Origin of the sequence: Actinophytocola algeriensis (genome assembly GCF_014203735.1) — a bacterium.
In the GTDB taxonomy this organism is placed as follows: Bacteria; Actinomycetota; Actinomycetes; order Mycobacteriales; family Pseudonocardiaceae; genus Actinophytocola; species Actinophytocola algeriensis.
In genome coordinates this window covers 74,202-87,266 of record NZ_JACHJQ010000006.1, presented here as the reverse complement: position 1 = coordinate 87,266, position 13,065 = coordinate 74,202, and the positions used below count along the sequence as shown (strand labels likewise).

The 13,065-nt window shown below is 69.8% G+C and carries 13 protein-coding genes; 3 read left to right on the top strand and 10 right to left on the bottom strand.

From position 1 onward, the window contains the following. The first annotated feature begins 52 nt into the window (after positions 1–52). The 3 genes from FHR82_RS27585 to FHR82_RS27575 are packed head-to-tail and all read left to right on the top strand — an operon-like array spanning position 53 to position 3,728. Entirely contained in the window at positions 53–1,387 is a 1,335-nt protein-coding gene (locus FHR82_RS27585) for a hypothetical protein (protein ID WP_184813476.1), read from the top strand. After that, on the top strand, positions 1,384–2,604 hold the full coding sequence (locus FHR82_RS27580) for an MFS transporter (RefSeq protein ID WP_184813475.1): 1,221 nt from the start codon (positions 1,384–1,386) through the stop codon (positions 2,602–2,604). Before FHR82_RS27585 ends, FHR82_RS27580 begins: the two co-directional genes overlap by 4 nt. Next, positions 2,604–3,728 carry a GNAT family N-acetyltransferase gene (locus FHR82_RS27575; RefSeq protein ID WP_184813474.1) on the top strand — a complete coding sequence of 375 codons (1,125 nt, stop codon included), beginning with the start codon at positions 2,604–2,606 and terminating at the stop codon, positions 3,726–3,728. Before FHR82_RS27580 ends, FHR82_RS27575 begins: the two co-directional genes overlap by 1 nt. Before the next feature lie 4 nt (positions 3,729–3,732). On the opposite strand, the gene FHR82_RS27570 is transcribed toward FHR82_RS27575, so the two are convergent. The 10 genes from FHR82_RS27570 to aroF form a co-directional block, all read right to left on the bottom strand. Next, positions 3,733–4,239 (bottom strand): GNAT family N-acetyltransferase, encoded by a 507-nt coding sequence (locus tag FHR82_RS27570; RefSeq protein ID WP_184813473.1) that lies wholly within the window; start codon positions 4,237–4,239, stop codon positions 3,733–3,735. Between the two features lie 205 nt (positions 4,240–4,444). Next, positions 4,445–4,918: an SRPBCC family protein gene (locus FHR82_RS27565; protein ID WP_184813472.1), complete on the bottom strand. Its 474-nt coding sequence runs from the start codon at positions 4,916–4,918 to the stop codon at positions 4,445–4,447. A gap of 38 nt (positions 4,919–4,956) precedes the next feature. Continuing rightward, entirely contained in the window at positions 4,957–5,403 is a 447-nt protein-coding gene (locus FHR82_RS27560) for an SRPBCC family protein (RefSeq protein ID WP_184813471.1), read from the bottom strand. 67 nt (positions 5,404–5,470) lie between these two features. Then, the gene (locus FHR82_RS27555; RefSeq protein ID WP_184813470.1) at positions 5,471–6,034 is read right to left on the bottom strand and encodes a dihydrofolate reductase family protein; all 564 of its coding nucleotides are present in this window, start codon (positions 6,032–6,034) and stop codon (positions 5,471–5,473) included. A gap of 33 nt (positions 6,035–6,067) precedes the next feature. Next, positions 6,068–7,438 carry an FAD-binding oxidoreductase gene (locus tag FHR82_RS27550; protein ID WP_184813469.1) on the bottom strand — a complete coding sequence of 457 codons (1,371 nt, stop codon included), beginning with the start codon at positions 7,436–7,438 and terminating at the stop codon, positions 6,068–6,070. Then, positions 7,435–8,895, bottom strand: a complete 1,461-nt coding sequence (locus tag FHR82_RS27545; RefSeq protein ID WP_184813468.1) for a multicopper oxidase family protein — start codon at positions 8,893–8,895, stop codon at positions 7,435–7,437. The genes FHR82_RS27550 and FHR82_RS27545 overlap by 4 nt, the downstream gene beginning before the upstream one ends. Before the next feature lie 32 nt (positions 8,896–8,927). After that, positions 8,928–9,758, bottom strand: a complete 831-nt coding sequence (locus FHR82_RS27540; RefSeq protein WP_184813467.1) for a class I SAM-dependent methyltransferase — start codon at positions 9,756–9,758, stop codon at positions 8,928–8,930. Positions 9,759–9,760: 2 nt separating this feature from the next. Beyond that, positions 9,761–10,195: an SgcJ/EcaC family oxidoreductase gene (locus FHR82_RS27535; RefSeq protein WP_184813466.1), complete on the bottom strand. Its 435-nt coding sequence runs from the start codon at positions 10,193–10,195 to the stop codon at positions 9,761–9,763. Between the two features lie 19 nt (positions 10,196–10,214). Then, positions 10,215–11,396 carry an acyl-CoA dehydrogenase family protein gene (locus FHR82_RS27530; protein WP_311771312.1) on the bottom strand — a complete coding sequence of 394 codons (1,182 nt, stop codon included), beginning with the start codon at positions 11,394–11,396 and terminating at the stop codon, positions 10,215–10,217. Positions 11,397–12,023: 627 nt separating this feature from the next. Continuing rightward, a complete protein-coding gene (aroF, locus tag FHR82_RS27525; RefSeq protein ID WP_184813464.1) occupies positions 12,024–13,064 on the bottom strand; it encodes a 3-deoxy-7-phosphoheptulonate synthase in 1,041 nt (346 codons plus the stop codon). Between the last annotated feature and the right edge of the window lies 1 nt (position 13,065).

The window sequence follows — 13,065 nt, the reverse complement described above, 5'->3', positions numbered from 1 at the left end:
GTGAGCACGGTGGAAGATGCGGCCGCCCGCCGGTGGCGGGCACGATCGGGGAATGCCAATCGACGCGGTGACCCGCGCGTACCTGCGCGCGACCGGAGCACCGGGATCCCGCCTCGGTCGAGCCGTCGAGCAGGTCCGGACCGCGGCGTCGCTGGCTGCCTGGCGTGGCGAGTTCCACGACCGGCCGTTGTTCGTCGGGGAGGCGGCGGTGCTGGCGTTCGCCGACGACCTGCACCGGCTGCTGGGGCTGCTGCTGGAACTGCCGGACCGGATGTTCGGCGGCGACCTGGAACGGCTCGGCGACGCCGTCGGCGTTGACGGCGAGCGGAGCGCGTTGATGCGCAGGCTCGGGGTGGCGCCGCAGGTGACCGGGCGCGCGGACGTCTACCACGACGGGACCGCCTACCAGCTGCTGGAGGTCGGCATCGGCAGCGACCACGGGGGCTGGGACCGCAGCGGCGAGGTGCCAAGGGCGTTGCTGCGCGACGAGGCGTTCGCCGAGTTCGCCGAGCGGCACCGCCTCGGCTACACGCACAGCCCCACGGTGCTGGCCGACGCGCTGCGCGAGGCGACCGGCGGGGAACCGGTGGTCGCGTTGCTGGAGGGCCCTGGCGCGCTGGCGGAGTGGGCGGGCACCTGGGAGCCGCTGCGGCACGCGCTGCGCGAATGCGGGCTGCGGTGCCACCTCGGCGAGGTGGGTGACCTCACCGAGCGCGGCGGCGGGCTGTACCTCGCAGGCGACCGGGTCGACGTCGTGCTGCGCTGCTTCGACGTCGACCAGGTGCTCGGCGACCCGGACGCCATCGCCCAGTACGAGCGGATCGCCAAGCTGCACGAGACCGGCGACGTGGTGTTGTGGACGCCGCTGGAGACCAACCTGTTCGTGGAGAAGGGTTGCCTGGCGCTGCTGTCCGACCACGAGCGGTCGGACGCCTTCTCGACGGGGGAGCGGGCGCTGATCGACCGGATCGTCCCGTGGACCCGGCTGCTGAACGTCCGGTCGCTGCGGTCGGACCCCGAGCTGCTGGACCACTGCCGGGAGCGGCGGGACGAGCTGATCCTCAAGCCGAGCGCCACGTTCGGCGGGCACGGGGTGACCGCCGGGTGGGAGGTGGCCGACGCGGAGTGGCACGACGCGCTGCGCGCGGCCGCCGAGGTCGGCGCGATCGTGCAACGCCGGGTGGTCCCGCGCGAGGAGCCCACCCTCGACCCGGACATCTCGCACCCGCGGCCGTGGCACGCGGTCTACGGCTTCTACTACACGCCCGCGGGGTTCGCCGGCGTGCACGCCCGCGTCGCGCCTGCCGACCGCAGCGCCGTCATCGGCCTCGGCAGCAACCCCAGTGTCCGATCCGCAGGCGTCTTCACCACCACGGAGATCTCATGACCCAGACGGCCACGCGGCCGAGCACGAGGCTGCCCGGCGCGTTCCACAACCTGTGGGCCGCCAACCTGGTCTCCACGCTGGGCGACGGGATGCTGCTGGCCGTCATCCCGCTCATGGCCAAGTCGCTGACCGCCGACCCGCAGCTGATCGCCGGTGTGGCCACCGCGGGCAGCGCGCCGTGGCTGCTGGCGCTGCTCGGCGGGGTCGTGGTGGACCGCTACGACCGCAGGCTGCTGATGACCTGGGCCCAGATCATCCAGGCACTCGTGGTCGCCGTCATGGCGGTCGTCATCACGCTCGGGCTGGGCCAGCTGTGGATGCTGTACCTGCTGGCCTTCGCCATCGGCGCGGCCGAGGTCCTGTTCACCGCGGCCAGCCAGGCGTTCGTGCCGACCCTGGTGGGACGAGAACACCTCGAGGCGGCCAACGGACGGCTCATCGCGACCCAGCAGGTGTCCAAGCAGTTCCTCGGACCACCGCTGGGCGCGGCACTGTTCGCCTTCGCGATGCCGTTCCCGTTCTGGGTCAACGTCGCCACGTTCACCCTCTCGGTGCTGCTCATCTCGCGCATCCGGCGGGTCGGCCGCCCCGTGCGCGGCGGCGCCCCCCGGTCGATCCCCAGCGAGATCGGGGAGGGGTTGCGCTGGCTGGTCCGCAACCGGCTGCCCAGGGTGCTCACGCTGAGCGCGGGCGCGGGCAACTTCTGCGAGTACATGGCGCTGTCGGTGCTGGTGCTGTTCGCCAGCGACGTGCTCGGCATGAGCGACAGCGGCTTCGGCCTGCTGCTGGGGGCGATGGCCGTCGGCGGGGTCATCGGCGGCCTGCTCAGCGCGCGCATCGTCGCGTGGTTCGGGGGGCGCCTGGTGGCGATCGGCGCGATGACCGTCTGCCCGCTGGCCTGGCTCGCGATCGGCCTCTGGGCCAGGAACCCGGTCACCCTGGTGGCGCTGTTCACCGTGTTCTCCATCGCCATCTCCCTGTGGAGCGTGGTGGCGCTGTCGGTGCGGCAGCGGCTGATCCCCGACGAGCTGCTCGGCCGGGTCACGAGCGCGAGCCGGATGCTCACCTTCGGCGCCATGCCCCTTGGCGCACTGGCCGGCGGCTTCGTCGCCCGGCAGTTCGGGCTGATCGCCCCGTGGATCGTCGGCGGGCTGCTGTCGGTCGCCGTGACCGTGCTGGCCCTGCCCGCGCTGGTGCGCTGGGACGAGGAAGAGTGATGGACCGACGTCTCGGCGGCCTCTCGGCGTCCACGTGGGACCGCCTCGCGGGCCGCGACTTCTACTCGTCGGCCGCGTGGCTGGGCTTCTGCGCGACCGACTTCGGCCGGGAGAGCGGCGCGGTGGTGTGCCACCGCGACGGCGAACCGGTGTGCGCAGTCCCGTACGTGGCGGCCGACGACTCGCTGTTCTCCTCCTACCGCTGGCACGACCTGCTCGGCGCCGCGGGCCTCCCGGCGCCGGGCGCCGAGGGCCTGCTGGTCGGCCCCCGCGAGGGGTACCAGACGCACTTCCTCGGGGCGTCCGGTGCGACCTCGGCCGAGCTGGCCGACGTCGTCGGACAGCTCAGGAAGGAAGCGGCCGCCGCCGACCCGGTCGGGCAGACCTGCGTCGCGATGTACCTCGGCACCGACGACGTGCTCGCCCTGCGGGCCGCCGGCGTCACCACGACGCCGGTCCTGCTGGAGGCGGACGCCTGGATCGAGGTGCCAGAGGGTGGCCTGCCGGCCTGGGAGGCGTCGCTGTCGCGCAACAACCGCAGCAACGCCAGGACCGACATCCGCCGGTTCCAGGACGCCGGCTACCGGATCGAGCAGGTCTCGGTGACCGAGTGCTGGCAGCGGCTCGGCGAGCTCGCCAGCGCGACCCAGGCCAAGTACGGCCACGACACCAGCCCGGACGTCGAGCTGAGGTCCCTGCGCAACCACGCGGAGTGCATGGGTGCCGCGGCCCGCGTCGCGCTGCTGCACGCGCCGGACGGCGTCGTGGGCTTCTGCATCCACTACGTGTGGCACGACACGCTGTTCCTGCGCTGGGTCGGGTTGGACTACGACCGGCTCGCCGACGCGCGCGAGTACTTCTCCCTCTGCTACTACAGCAACATCGAGCGCGCCGACGAGCTCGGCGTCCGCTGGCTGCACGCGGGCGTCAAGACCGTGGACGCCAAAGCCCGCCGGGGCGCCCGGTTGCGTCCGCTGTGGTTGCTCGACCTCACCGAGAACAGCGTGCTGGCCGATGCCGGCGACGCCGTCCGCGCCCACAACGCCGCCTACCACGCGCGGCTCAAGTCCAACCCGATCACCACGAAGGCCGTCGACGACGACGCCTGGCGGCCGTTCATCTGACCGGTCAGCCCTCGGCCGGGATCTCGCGGTTGGAGATGTACGGCTCGGTGAACGGCAGGTCCTCGGCGAGCCAGTGGCGCAGGGCGCGGTACAGCTTCGCGTAGTAGCCCTCGTCGTAGGCGGGCGGCGTGACCCACCAGCTCACGTCCACGTCGTACTTGAGCAGGTCCTCGGTCAGCCGCGTGCGCCGGCCCATGGGGTAGAGGTAGGCGCAGCCGAGGTACCTGTCGTTCGAGTCGTACACCGCGTAGGTGTACGAGCCGTCGTCCCGGAACTCACATTCGTGCCAGACGAGGTCGACGTAGTTGAACTCCTCGGTGACCTCCTCGGTCGGCCACTTGCCACCCCGGGTGCGCCGGATGAGCTCGATGCTGGCGTTGATCCCGCGGACGTCCTCGCGCAGGTCCTCGCGCGTGATCGCCCTGGCCTCGATGTCCTCGAACACCAGCCGGGTGGGCACCGGAGACGACTCCGGGATGTCGAACCTCTTGACGAACTGGCTGTAGTCCACCGAACCTCCTTGTATCGAATAATCGACAACACACAATAGAAGGTCCGCCCGCGATTACGCGGGCGGACCAATTGCACGCCAAAGATCGCGCGGGGCGCCAGGACCCGCACGGTGAGAGCTTTCCCTCTCGGGCGAACAAAGGCGACGCACCGGCAGGAGTGTGGATCCCGCCGGTGCGTCGGTGAAGCGGTAAGGCGATGCCCGGTCAGCTGTTCGCGAAGAGCGCGTCGAGCTTGTCGAAGCTCTCGAGCCAGCCTTCCTGGGACAGGTCCTTGATGTGCGGGTAGGTCTCCATGACGACGTTGAAGTTGACCTCGGTCTTGTCGCCCTCGACGGTCTTGAACGTCACGGTGCCGACGACGGACGGGATGTCCGGGTGGCAGGGCACCGGCTCGGTGTACGCGATCCGCTCGTTCTCGACGACCTCGGTGTAGACGACGTCGATCGGGACCTCCATGTTGTACTCGGCCGAGAAGATCTTCAGCTTGAACACACCACCGACCCGCGGCTCGAGGATGATCGAGTCCAGGACGGCGTCGAAACCCTTCGGCCCCCACCAGCCCGCGAGGGTCTGCGGATCGGTCCACGCCTTCCACACCTGTGAACGCGGAGCGTCGAAGACGCGGTTGATGACCATCCGCTGCTCGGACATAATGGGGGCGTCGTTGGTCTCGGTCATTCGACGATCCTTTCTTCGCGAAATTCAGGCCCGGATGCTCAGGCCTTCGTGACGTACTCGTTGAGCTTGTCGAAGAACTGGCCCCAGCCCTCGGTGAGCTCGGCCACGCCTTCCTCGGTCATCTCGCCGGGCTGGTTGAACGCCAGCTCGGTCTGACCACCAAGATCGGTGAGCACCAGCGTGGTGACGTCGGCGGACTCCTGGTCCTCGGCCGGGTCGGTCACGGTGAACGCGAGCCGCTCCGGGCCGTCGACCACCTTGTAGGTGCCGGCGAACGGGATCTCCATGCTGCCGTCCTCGGACACGATCGGGGCGCGCCACTCACCGCCCGGCCGGACGTCCATCGAGATCTTGTCCAGCGGCGCGGTGAAACCCTTCGGACCCCACCACTGGGCGAACTGCTGAGGGTTGGTCCACGCCTCGAAAACCTTCTCGCGCGGGGCGTCGAAGGTGTACGTGATCGTGACACCGCTCAATTCAGTCATGCGTATTTCCTCTCTGGAGCACAGCTGTCCACTCTCCGTCAGTCTTCACCGGCCGAGTGCAGTTGTCTTATTCCAGATTGCTGTCCTTCTCGACCGCGTAGCAGCTGACGATGATGCCCGAAGCGGTGATTTCGGTGCTGGTCAGCTTGAGCGCGGACCGCGAGCCCTCGCGCACAAGCAGGCCCGCCGGTTCCGGCTTGCCGAGCAGCACCGGGTGCACCCAGATCTCGAGCTCGTCAACGAGGTTCGCCCGCAGCAGCGAATGCGCGAGCGAGCCGACGCCGTAGACGAGGATGTCGCCGCCGTCCTCCTCCTTGAGCTCGGCGACTCTGCGCTCGACGTCCTCGGCGATGATCGTCGAGTTGTTCCACTCCGCCTTTTCCAGCGTGGTCGAGGCCACGTACTTGGGCAGGGCGTTGATCCGGTCGACGAACGGGTCCGACGGCGCGGACGGCCACGCCCCGGCGAAGACGTCGTACGTGCCGCGTCCCAGCAGGACCACGTCGGTGCGGAGGATCCGCTCCCGCACGAGCCGGGTCGAGTCGTCGTCGAACATCGAACCCTGCCAGTCACCGGGTTCGTCAATAACACCATCGAGTGACATGAACGCGGTGAGCACGAGCTTTCTCATAAAGACCTCCCGGAATCGGGTCGATAGTTGGCTTTATGAAGCTACCACGGTCGTTTTTGGCATGATGTCGCCCCGGAACAATCCTTCCGGATCGACCCGGGCGCGAATTCGGTCGACCTCGGTGACCTGCTCGTCGCTCAAATGTCCCTGCGGCTGGTGCACGCTTTCCACGAACGTCGGCGCCGTGCCACCGGTGTCCCACGGGCGAAGCGCCGCGCGCACGGTCTCGAAGCTCTCGCTGATCCGCGTGGCGCTCTCGGCGTCGAACGGAATCCCCGCGCCGGAGTAGACGTAGGCGGCGTCGAGGTGGGTGAGCACGCCGCCGTCCGGGTTCGGCTCGGCGAACGCGCCGCCGAGCTGCCGCAGCCCGGCCACGACCAGCGGCGTGTCCGCGCCGTCGCCGAGCACCCGCAGGAACTCCGCGATGCCGTCCGGGCCCAGCTCGGTCAGCAGGATGCTGTCGCCGTGCGCGGGCACCGGCTCGTCGGGGTCCATGTGCGTGGCCAGCACCGCGCCGGGGGTGGTCAGCTGCCAGGTGTCCATGATCGGCTCGGCCACCGCGCGCAGCGGCTCGAGCAGTTCCGCGGCCTGCCGCTCGACGACCGAGATGTCCTCGGGGTCGCCCAGGATCGCGCCGTCCACGGACAGCGTGGGCCTGCCGCGCAGCTCCGGCAGCACGTCCGGGACATCCGGCAGGCGCAGCACCCGCAACGAGGTCGACGCCTCCCACGGCGCGCCCGCCGCCCACTTCTCCCACACCGAGATCAGCTCGGCGGCGTGCGCGATCGGCCAGATCGCCATCCCGGTGACCACCTGCGTCGCCGGGAACAGGTCCACCTCGATCGCGGTGACCACGCCGAACCCGCCGCCGCCACCGCGCAACGCCCAGAACAGCTCGGGATCGGTGGTGGCGTCCACGCGGCGCAGCTCGCCGTCGGCGGTCACCAGTTCGACCGCGCGGACACTGTTCGTGGCCAGGCCGACCTTGCGCCCGTAGAAGCTGAGCCCGCCGCGCAGCAGGTAGCCGACCACGCCGACGGTGGCGGCGGACCCGTGCGGCGCGGCCAGGCCGTGCGGTGCGGTGGCCTCGGCCACCGCACCCCACTTGGTGCCTGCCGGGATGCGAGCGACCCGGCGCGCACTGTCCACTTCGACCGGTCCGGACAGCTCGGTGCGGACCAGCAGGGCCCCGTCCATGGACGTGGTGCCGCCTGCCGCGTGGCCGGTGGTGATCATGCGCACGCCCAGTCCCTCGGCCCGCGCGAACCCGATCGCCGCGCGGACCTCCTCCACCGTCCGCGCGGTGACCGCGGCGGCCGGTGAGACCGGCGCGGCGAGGTTGAACACGTGTGTCGCTGCCTCGTACTCCGGCGAGCCGGGCCGCGCGAACGGTGAAGAACTCATGGCACAATCTCCATTTGGGCCATCATCCCGAGCGACGAGTGCTCCAGGAAGTGGCAGTGGAAGGCGTACTTGCCGAGGTGCTCGCGGAACGTCGTCTGCACCAGCACGGCCGTGCCCGCTGGCAGCTGCACGGTGTCCTTGAGGCCCGCGTCCTGCTGCAGCGTGGGGCTGCCCTCCCGGCCCAGCACCCGGAACTGCTCCAGGTGCAGGTGGAAGTTGTGCAGCGCGTTGAGCGGACCGTCCCCGTTGAACACCCGCCAGATCTCCGTGGTGCCCCGCTGGACCATGACGTCGGACCGCTGCGGGTCGTAGGGCAGCCCGTTGATCAGACCGAGCGGGATCGGGCCGGACATGTCGAAGCTGAGCACCACGTCGCGCTGCACGGACGCCCGCCGCAGCGCGGGGAGCGCGCGGAGCCGGTCGGGCACCCGGCTGAAGTCCGGGAAGGCGCGCTGCACGTCGAACCGCAGCACCGGCCCGCGGACCGCGTCGGAGAGCACCAGCTGGGTGCCCGGCGCGAACCGCGAGAAGTCGATCACGATGTCGGCCCGCTCCGCGGAGCTGAGCTCGAGCTCGGTCAGCGGCACCGGCGAGGGCAGCAGTCCGCCGTCGGTGCCGATCTGGAGCATCTCCGCCCCGCCGAGGTCCAGCTTGAACACCCGCTCGGTGGCGGCGTTGACCAGGCGGAAGCGGTACTTCCGCGCGGCGACGGGGAAGTACGGCACCGGCTGGCCGTTGGCGATCATCACGTCGCGCTCGGCCGGGTTGCCGCCGAACACGAGCTGGCCGTTGGCGTCGAACAGGCCGTCCCGCAGCATGATCGGCACGTCGAAAGCCCCACTGGGCAGGCGCAGGTACTGCTCGTCGTCGTCCTCGATCACGTAGACGCCGTGCAGGCCGTGGTAGACGTGCGAGGCTTCCGTGCCGTGGCTGTGGTCGTGGTACCACAGCGTGGTGCCCTGCTGCTTGTTCGTGTACTCGTAGGTGCGCGACTGGCCGGGCATGATGAGGTCCATCGGGTGGCCGTCGCTGGAGGCCGCCACGTGCGCGCCGTGCATGTGCACGTTGGCGTGCTGGTCGTGCTGGTTGGCGACGATCAGGCGCACCGGGCGCCCGGTCCTGGCGCGGATGGTGGGAGCCAGGAAGTTCCCGCCGAAGGTCAGCACTTCGGTCTGCAGGCCGGGCAGGATCTCGGCGGTCGTCTGCTTGACCGCGAGCCGGTACACGTCGGCGCCGTCGGCGTAACCGACCGGGCTCGCCACCGGTGCCACGGGCATCCGCTTCGCGAACGGGGTGAACGCCGGGCTCAGACCGTCCACTGTGTCCGCCACGGTGTGCGGCTCCGTGTGCCGGAACTGGTCGCGGTGCGCGTTCGCCGTCGATCCCGCCACGGGTAAGAGCATCGAGCCGCCGGCCGCGGCGGCACCGAGGGAGAGCAAGCGCCTTCTGTTCAGCATTGAAGATTCCCCATCTGAGATTTTGGATCCGCTCAGCGGTACGGCTTGCGGGCGGACACGACCACGTATCCGATCTGGTCCTTCTTGGGCGCGAAGAACCCGTGATGGTTGCGGGAGAACTCGGTCACCGCCGCCTCCCCGAATTTGGCGGTGATCTCGTCGTGGCGGGCCATCGCCGCCTCGACGTACTTCGCCTTCCGGCCGAACACCCGGGTCCCGCACTGGGTGTACTCCTCGACGGCGAACCCGGCCGCGCGCAGGTGGTCCAGCCACTGCGGCAGCGTCGGCAGTCGGTCGAGCCTGAGGGTGGCCATGAACTTGGCCACCCGCTCCGGCTCCCGATCCGACTCCAGGCTGAAGTCGGAGAAGGAGATCCGGCCGCCGGGACGCAGCACCCGGAACAGCTCGCGCAACACCTGGTCCAGCTCCGGCGCGTTCTGCAACGACTCCAGCGCCAACACCGCGTCGAAGGTGTTGTCCGGGAACGGAAGCGCCATGAAGTCGCCGTACTGGAACCGGGCCTGGCCGGCCACGTGCGCGTCCCGGGCCCGCTCGTGAGCGCGCTCCAGTTCGAACGCGCTCACGTTGACGCCGGTCACCTCGACCCCGTACGTCTTGGCCAGGAACACCGCGGTCTCGCCCGGCCCGCACCCCGCGTCGAGCACGTGCTCGCCGGGACGCAGGCCGAGCGTCTCGGTCACCTTGCGGGTGATCCGGTGCACCGCCTCGGTGAGCGTGGCGTCGTCCTCGCGGTCGTACCAGTACCACATGTGGATCTGGCCGTTGCGCAGTTCGTCGCCGATGGGCGAGCGTTCGTCGTAGTGCCGGCCGATGTCGTCCGGGTTGACGGCTTCCGCGGTCATGCTCAGGCGGCGCGGCCGTGCGCGGAGCCGCCCGCGGTGGCCGGGTAGCGCGGGGTGTTCTGGTATGCGACCAGCAGCCACTGGCCGTCGTCCTGGCGTGCGGCCAGCCAGGACGCGCGGATGGCGCTGTCGCGGTCCACCTCGGTCTTGCCTGCCTCGAGCACACCGCCCAGGCTCAGCAGGATCACGACGTCGTCGGTGATGAACCGCATGCTCAGCGGCTTGCCGACGACCTGGGTGCCCTTGTACCGGCCCTCGAACGCCTCCGCCATGTAGGCCTGGACCTCGGCCCGGCCGTCGCAGTAGACACCGGCCAGGATCATCGTCCCGTCCTCGACGAAGACGCTGGCGAAGCCCTCGGCGTCCCCGTAGGCCCACGTCGTGACGACCTTCTGGGTCAGTGCGGCGACGGCGGCCTTGTCCGCATCCGTGCTCATGCTGCTTCCTCCCGGCGGATCAGATGTACAGGGTGTTGGGCTCGAGACCGCACAGCACGCGGCCGTAGAGCTCCGCGTTCGTGTTGGGGTGCATCAGCGCGTGCAGGTTGACCGCCTGGATGTCCCGGGTGATCCGCTGGATCGGGATCCCGCTGTAGATGGACGAGCCGCCGCTGGCCGTGGCGAAGATGTCGATCGCCTCCTTGGCCAGCCGGACCACCTGGCCGACGTCGGCCCGCGACCGCGCCCGCTCCTCCAGCTTCCACTCCGTGCCGTCGACACACTTGGTGTCCACGAGGGTGGCGAGCCGCCGCGCGTGGAACTCGGCCTGGTCGATCTTGATCGTCGCCTCGGCCGCCTGGTAGTGCGTGATCGGCGCCTCGCGCTGGCTCTCGTAGCCGGTGTAGGTGATCTTCCGGTCGGGCAGCCGCTCGAAGAAGGCGTCGCTGGCGCCCTTCGCCATGCCCAGGATCGTGCCGACCGCGGACGCCGAGGCGACGGGCAGCAGGGGAGCGCGGTAGATCGCCGAGTCGGCGTGGCTGCTGGTCGAGTTCTGCCCCTGCAGCACGGTCGGCAGCGGAAGGACGCGCTCCTGCGGGATGAACAGGTCCTTGGCCACCGTGCTGATGCTGCCGGTGCCCTTCAGCCCCGAGGTGTGCCAGTCGTCGATGACCAGCAGGTCCGACATCGGCACCAGCGCCATGACCGGGTACGGGTCGGAGTCCGGCGGCACCAGGATGCAGATGATCTCCTGCCACTGCGAGTGGTGGGCACCGCTGATGAAGCCCCACTTGCCGTTCACCACGATGCCGCCGTCGGTGGGGGCGGCCATCCCGGTCGGGCTCAGCGTGCCGCAGATCCGGACGTCGGGCGTGGAGAACACTTCCTCCTGCACCTGGTCCGGGAACTGGCAGGCCATCCAGGTGGGGATCCAGTAGACCGAGGCCACCCAGGACGTGGAGCCGCAGCCCTGCCCCAGCACGGTGCCGACGTCGACCAGGGTGTCGGTGTCCACGTTGTACCCACCGAACCGCTCGGGCCGCCGCAGCTTGAACACGCCGGCGTCGGCGAGCGCCTCGATGACCTCGTCGTGCAGCCGGCGGTTGTCCTCCGCCCAGCCCGCATGGGAGCGCAGCAGGGGGATCAGGTCGGTTACCTTGTCGACGAGCTCGTCGTGCGTTGGAATCTTGGTGGGCGCCACCCTGGCCTCCTCGCAGAGAATCCTTACTGTGCGAACCCTCCCAGGGGCCGCCGACCTGCCGCATCTCTGGGATTGCGGGTGTGCTGGAGCCGAGGCCGACGGGGCCGCCGACGGCACGTTGGAAGACCTCCGCCACCTGCCCGTCCCGCTCTGCCCGACGGGGTTGTCCGCTACTTCCGTTGCGCCTGATGGTGCTGTGAAAGGCGCGTTCGAGGCAGCCGCCATGCCACGAAAGGCCCCTTCGGGACGCTCGGTGCGATGAAGGATCCCTTCGTTACGTCCGGTGTGATGAAGGGCCCCTTCGTTGTGCTCACCGTGATGAAGGGCCCCTTCATGACACCGGGCCACGTCCTGAAAGCGCCTTTTACGGCACGAAGGCCAACCGAGCACGGGGCGAAAGCCGACCACCAAGGGGCTCCCTGCCATCCCAGAGACCCGGCGAGGAGCCCCCGGAGGGAAACCCGACAGGCGAAGGAACCCCACAGAGAACCGAGGCCCGTCGGTGGCTCAACGTCGCCAACGCGCCTTTCACGGCAAACCAGCACACCCCATCACACCGTCCGTCTCTTGTGGACGAACAGTGTGATGGGGTGTCCGTAACGCGCGATTCCTGGCACCGCTACGCGGTCACCCGGTGCTCGAGTACCGGCGGCGGGCAGGCTGGCGTCCCATGTAGACGGTCAGGTCGGCGACCGCGTCAGCGAGTTCGGCCAGGTCCTCGTGCACGAGAGCCTGCGCACCGTCGCACAGAGCCAGTGACGGCTGGGGGTGTACGTCCACGATGACCCCGTCGGCCCCGGCGACGATCCCGGCCCGGCTGAGCGGCAGCACCAGATCCCGCCGGCCGCCGGAATGGGACGGGTCGACGATCACCGGGAGGTGGGACAGCTCCTGCACCACCGGCACCGCGGACACGTCGAGCGTGTTGCGGGTCGCGGTCTCGAAGGTGCGGATACCCCGCTCGCACAACACGATCTCCAGATTGCCGCGCTGCGCGATGTACTCCGCGGCCATCAGCCACTCCTGGATGGTGGCGTTCATGCCGCGCTTGAGCATGACCGGGCGGCCTGCCTCGCCGATCGCCTGCAGCAGCGCGAAGTTCTGCATGTTCCGCGTGCCGATCTGCAGCATGTCCGCGTACTCGGCGACCATGTCGACGTCGTGGGCGCTCACGACCTCGGTGACGATCGGCAGGCCGGTCTCCTGGCGCACGTCCGCCAGGATCTTCAGTCCCAGCTCGCCAAGGCCCTGGAACGCGTAGGGCGAGGTGCGGGGTTTGAAGGCACCGCCGCGCAGCATGGTCGCGCCCGCCGCCTGGGCCATGCGGGCCGCCGCCAGGGTCTGTTCCGGGGTTTCCACCGCGCACGGGCCCGCGATCAACGTGACCGTGTCCGGGCCGATGGGCACGCCGCGGACGCGGACCACGGAACGATCGTTGTGTTGTTCGCGGCTCACCAGCTTGTACTCGGTGGACACGCGGCTGACCTGGCCGACGCCGGGCATGCCGCCGATGTCCAGGGCCGCGAACGTCTCCACGTCGCCGACCAGGCCGATGATCACCCGGCTGACGCCACGGCTCACGAAGGCGCGGCCGCCGGCGGTCTCGACACGCCGTACGACGGCGTCGACCATCTCCTGTTGCACGCCCGGGAGCATGACGATGACCACG

Coding starts and splice junctions, on each gene's coding strand:
- FHR82_RS27540 (WP_184813467.1), bottom strand. CDS start 9,758: ATGACCGCGGAAGCCGTCAACCCGGACGACATCGGCCGGCACTACGAC.
- FHR82_RS27565 (WP_184813472.1), bottom strand. CDS start 4,918: ATGACCGAGACCAACGACGCCCCCATTATGTCCGAGCAGCGGATGGTC.
- FHR82_RS27585 (WP_184813476.1), top strand. CDS start 53: ATGCCAATCGACGCGGTGACCCGCGCGTACCTGCGCGCGACCGGAGCA.
- FHR82_RS27535 (WP_184813466.1), bottom strand. CDS start 10,195: ATGAGCACGGATGCGGACAAGGCCGCCGTCGCCGCACTGACCCAGAAG.
- FHR82_RS27560 (WP_184813471.1), bottom strand. CDS start 5,403: ATGACTGAATTGAGCGGTGTCACGATCACGTACACCTTCGACGCCCCG.
- FHR82_RS27545 (WP_184813468.1), bottom strand. CDS start 8,895: ATGCTGAACAGAAGGCGCTTGCTCTCCCTCGGTGCCGCCGCGGCCGGC.
- FHR82_RS27555 (WP_184813470.1), bottom strand. CDS start 6,034: ATGAGAAAGCTCGTGCTCACCGCGTTCATGTCACTCGATGGTGTTATT.
- FHR82_RS27550 (WP_184813469.1), bottom strand. CDS start 7,438: ATGAGTTCTTCACCGTTCGCGCGGCCCGGCTCGCCGGAGTACGAGGCA.
- FHR82_RS27580 (WP_184813475.1), top strand. CDS start 1,384: ATGACCCAGACGGCCACGCGGCCGAGCACGAGGCTGCCCGGCGCGTTC.
- FHR82_RS27575 (WP_184813474.1), top strand. CDS start 2,604: ATGGACCGACGTCTCGGCGGCCTCTCGGCGTCCACGTGGGACCGCCTC.